The sequence below is a fragment of the Salmonella sp. SAL04162 genome (assembly GCF_046551535.1).
In the GTDB taxonomy this organism is placed as follows: Bacteria; Pseudomonadota; Gammaproteobacteria; order Enterobacterales; family Enterobacteriaceae; genus Salmonella; species Salmonella enterica.
This window is the reverse complement of record NZ_JBGDVX010000034.1, coordinates 1-3,658: the sequence shown is the minus strand read 5'-3', so window position 1 is coordinate 3,658 and position 3,658 is coordinate 1. Positions and strand designations below refer to the sequence as shown.

At 43.6% G+C, this 3,658-nt stretch carries 7 protein-coding genes; all 7 read left to right on the top strand.

Translation table 11 applies throughout. The features are described 5' to 3' along the window. Window positions 1-1,065: replication initiation factor domain-containing protein (locus ACLJRH_RS26110; RefSeq protein ID WP_410958284.1), on the top strand; the 1,065-nt coding region annotated here is incomplete at its 5' end. 78 nt (window positions 1,066-1,143) lie between these two features. Next, window positions 1,144-1,527, top strand: coding sequence for a hypothetical protein (locus ACLJRH_RS26105; RefSeq protein ID WP_410958283.1), 384 nt, complete (start codon window positions 1,144-1,146; stop codon window positions 1,525-1,527). A gap of 41 nt (window positions 1,528-1,568) precedes the next feature. Beyond that, window positions 1,569-1,925: a hypothetical protein gene (locus ACLJRH_RS26100; RefSeq protein WP_410958282.1), complete on the top strand. Its 357-nt coding sequence runs from the start codon at window positions 1,569-1,571 to the stop codon at window positions 1,923-1,925. Then, window positions 1,909-2,160, top strand: coding sequence for a hypothetical protein (locus tag ACLJRH_RS26095; RefSeq protein ID WP_410958280.1), 252 nt, complete (start codon window positions 1,909-1,911; stop codon window positions 2,158-2,160). Before ACLJRH_RS26100 ends, ACLJRH_RS26095 begins: the two co-directional genes overlap by 17 nt. A gap of 8 nt (window positions 2,161-2,168) precedes the next feature. Beyond that, complete coding sequence (locus ACLJRH_RS26090) at window positions 2,169-2,426, top strand: hypothetical protein (protein ID WP_410958279.1); 258 nt, start codon at window positions 2,169-2,171, stop codon at window positions 2,424-2,426. Between the two features lie 405 nt (window positions 2,427-2,831). Next, window positions 2,832-3,116 (top strand): hypothetical protein, encoded by a 285-nt coding sequence (locus ACLJRH_RS26085; RefSeq protein ID WP_410958277.1) that lies wholly within the window; start codon window positions 2,832-2,834, stop codon window positions 3,114-3,116. A gap of 69 nt (window positions 3,117-3,185) precedes the next feature. Continuing rightward, a partial coding sequence (locus tag ACLJRH_RS26080; RefSeq protein WP_410958276.1) for a hypothetical protein occupies window positions 3,186-3,658 on the top strand: 473 nt, incomplete at its 3' end.

The window sequence follows — 3,658 nt, the reverse complement described above, 5'->3', positions numbered from 1 at the left end:
GACGTTATCAACCCTAAAACCCGCATGTGGTGCCCGCTTTCGAATCGCGATATCGAGGAAACCTTTGATGAGTTTGTTGACGGTTACACCTTCCCGAACGAGGATTTCGGCGGCGATTTCCGCGCGGCTCGCAAGGCGCTTGATGACCAGCTTCATAACTATAATCAAAAACTTATGGAATCCCGGATCGAGATGATTCGCCGCTGGCTGGCTGCTGAGTTTGGTTTACATCTTGGCGTATTCCGTGGATATGGGCGTTACAACTATCACGACCATGCGCCGCTTTATGCGTACAACGATACTGACTGTACAGAACTGGGTGTTCTGTATGTTGGCGGTAACGAGGATACCGTGTTTATACAGATAAATGGTCACGGCTGTAAGCACGTATTTTCCGGCACGTCGCCTGAACACCTGCATAAGTGGTTTACGCATCTTGGCATAGTTAAATTACAGCGCCTTGATTTATGCGTTGATGACTTTGACGATGTTTTCACGGTTGAACATGCGTACCGCGATTTTAAGAACGATGCGTTCTATCGTGGAAGAGGGCGGCGTATATGCAGTAAAACAGGCTTTGAATACACTATCGGGGCTGAGGAATCACTAAGGGTAGGTAGTCGTAAGTCGTTATTATTCTGGCGTATTTATAACAAGGCTCTGCAGCTGGGGCTTGATTTAATCTGGAATCGTTCTGAGGCTGAATTAAAGGAAGTTCCTGTCGATATTTTGCTTGATATTCGGGGCTATTTTACGGGGCTTTGTGACTATGCTGCCCAGCTTAATCCGGCAGAACCCCGCAAAATCAATCCGTTTAAACCGTCGCTTTCTGATACCCGTAAGGCGCTGAGTTCTTATGATTCATCTGTCAAATGGCTGAGGAATCAGGGGTCAAAAAAGCTTGCTGCTGTCCTGCACGTCCTGGGCGGCGACATAGAGGCATTCATCAAAACTGTAATAAAAGAGGAGCATTTACAGGACGAGAATATAAGACTACCAATAGATGAAAGTTATGAATATATAGTACGTGACCAGTTTTTAAAGAATAGCCCGATTCCGTTCTGATAAATACTTATGTGTAAGTGGCTTATTTGTTTATATGGTCAAACTGAAAATGTGTAATTAAATAAAAGGTGATTTATTATGTCTAACTTATCTGGCGCACTGCGTGTATTTTCCGGCAAAATCGTTAACTATACTAATAAACAGGGTCAGCCTGATTCTTTCTGCTCGGCGGCTACGTTAGCTGATTATGATGAGGCTGATAACTCTATTGGTTGCGGCTTCATTGAAGAATCCTTTCCTAATGATAACAACCATCTTCTTATTAAGCGCCTTCAGTCTGATATTCGTCAGGCCAGTTTGAAGGGCTTCGATTATATACTGATTATCCCCCATTATAAGCGTATTGCCCGTGGTCGTGGTCAGGCTCAGTCTGTTGTAGGTGATTATGAGCTTGTTGGTTACGGCAAACTGACTGATTCCTCTCTGGAGTCTGTCCAGGCCAAACAGCCTGTTAAGTCCTGAATGGCTCGCCCTTCGGGGCGGCTTTCATCGCGGGGGTATATATGATTAAGTCCTATCTTGGAATAGCTGACGCGCTGGACTATGCCCGATTCTGCAACGTTAATTCGTTCGATCCGGATTCGCCGTATATCCGTAGCTATTATAAAAAGAATTGTTTGCTTCAGGCGAAAAATGAACGTTCTGTCAGGGCGCGTTCGGTAGCTGGTGCGTCTCGTCCTGTTTACGCTATCGGCCTGACTGCTGCTATAGAACTGGCAGTAAGTCACCTTAGCGACAACCCGCCAGTTCCTGAACGTCATCGTTGCGTTGCCTGTGATATTACGTTCACTGGTGAGCGAAAATGCCCCCGCTGTAATAATCACGTCTATTGTGTGGGGGCTGATGATGAGGCTGGTTAATCCCGTTGTTTGTGAATTACTGCAATATGCATCTAACAATAATTACGTTGTAGAACTTCGTCCGCATTATGCCGTTGTTGATGGCTTTCATGGTAATCAGGTTTTTATTACTGAAGGTTACTGTTTAAAAAATGATGGCAAGCTTGGGTTTACCGAGATTATTTACAATGGCGAATTCGAATATTCATGCATTATTACGCCAGAAGAATTTAAGCGCATGTTTGCGAAGCGGTAGGGGGTATTATGAAACTGTTAGATATTCCTGAAATTCGCGAGCTTGTTGATTATGCTCTTGATAACGGCTATCAGCCTGTTTTTTCAAATGGTGATAGTGTAATTATCTTTCGCTATATTACTGGCACTGTTATTATTTCTCTTGGTATGCATTTTGATATATATATTGTCAAACACCCTCTTTTTAAGCTGGGTAATCTCGGCACTGAAATAGATGAACATGAATTCAGGCGCATTTTTTCCAGACGTGTTAAAGGGAAGGGTTGATTAATGGTTATCAGCGTTTCCGATTTTTATACACTTCTTCTTTTTGGTGCGGTTCCGCTGATTCTTTTCTTCCTTGCATTTATTGCGGGGCTTCTTTTGGGGGACTGATACTATGGAATTATTATTGGTATTGTTTCTTCCTTTTTTTGGGCTGTTTTGGGGGGCGTTTTGCTCTTTCCTCCTTAACAGAATGTTGTTAATTGATGGTGCTTACCATGACTGATATATGGGGGATTTTTAACTTAGTAAACGGCTTTCTTGAGAATGAGCCGTATCTTACTTATCTGCTCCGTCTGTGGTTTATAGCGTCGGTTGTGGGTTTTATGTTTGGCTTTTTGCTGGCCTTTATAAAGCGCATATTTTTTACTGCCGCGCGTTAATTAATCATTAATGAGGAATTTCATCATGAAACTTATTAAATCTGTGAAAGGCTTTATCGTTGATAAGCGTGTTATTTTGACCGGTTTCGGTGCTTCTGCGGTTTCTCTTTCTGCACTGGCTGACGCTGCGGGAACGGCTCCCGACCCGAACACTATTATTACTTCGGCGATGCTGGCGAATATCAGTACGCCTATTCTGGTTACTATCGGTGCCGTTCTTACTGCCGCTTTCGGTATTCTTACCCTGAAACTGGTTACTACTGTGGGAATGGGGCTGATCAAGTCTCTGTTTACCAAAGCGTCCAGTTAATGCCTGTTAATGGTTACTGAAATAATGTCAAGGCCTCTTAGTGAGGCCTTTTTTTGATCGGGGTGTCGTATGAAATGGTTTCTTTTTTTAATCCCGTTGCTTTTTTATTCCGTATTCTCTGATGCTGCTGTTTCGCGCTCCGGTTCTTCTCCTTCGGCTGCTGAGTGTGCTGCCCGTCCGGTTCTTTATGGTGTCGGTATGCATAATTACTGGAATGATTCCGATAACCGTACTCATGCTTATTATGACGGTTGCGAATATATTCAGAAGGGTCTTGCTCTTGAAAACCCTTCTATTGGTTATTCCGGTGACTGGTATCCTACTGGTGCTGTTATGCCTGAGCCGGGTCAGGGTTCCGGTAGCCACCCTGGTAATGATGCTGGCAGTGTTGACTTATTATCTATGGGTTCGCCTGTGATGGATTTTGCTAACCTGAAAGAATATAAAAAGAAGGGGAATACTTCCGCTGGTCAAAGTCATTTTCTTTATAATGGTGCGCTTTATTCAGTCAGCTATGATGCGGCTAAAGATGTCACGACTTA

Coding starts and splice junctions, on each gene's coding strand:
- ACLJRH_RS26085 (WP_410958277.1), top strand. CDS start 2,832: ATGAAACTTATTAAATCTGTGAAAGGCTTTATCGTTGATAAGCGTGTT.
- ACLJRH_RS26105 (WP_410958283.1), top strand. CDS start 1,144: ATGTCTAACTTATCTGGCGCACTGCGTGTATTTTCCGGCAAAATCGTT.
- ACLJRH_RS26095 (WP_410958280.1), top strand. CDS start 1,909: ATGATGAGGCTGGTTAATCCCGTTGTTTGTGAATTACTGCAATATGCA.
- ACLJRH_RS26100 (WP_410958282.1), top strand. CDS start 1,569: ATGATTAAGTCCTATCTTGGAATAGCTGACGCGCTGGACTATGCCCGA.
- ACLJRH_RS26090 (WP_410958279.1), top strand. CDS start 2,169: ATGAAACTGTTAGATATTCCTGAAATTCGCGAGCTTGTTGATTATGCT.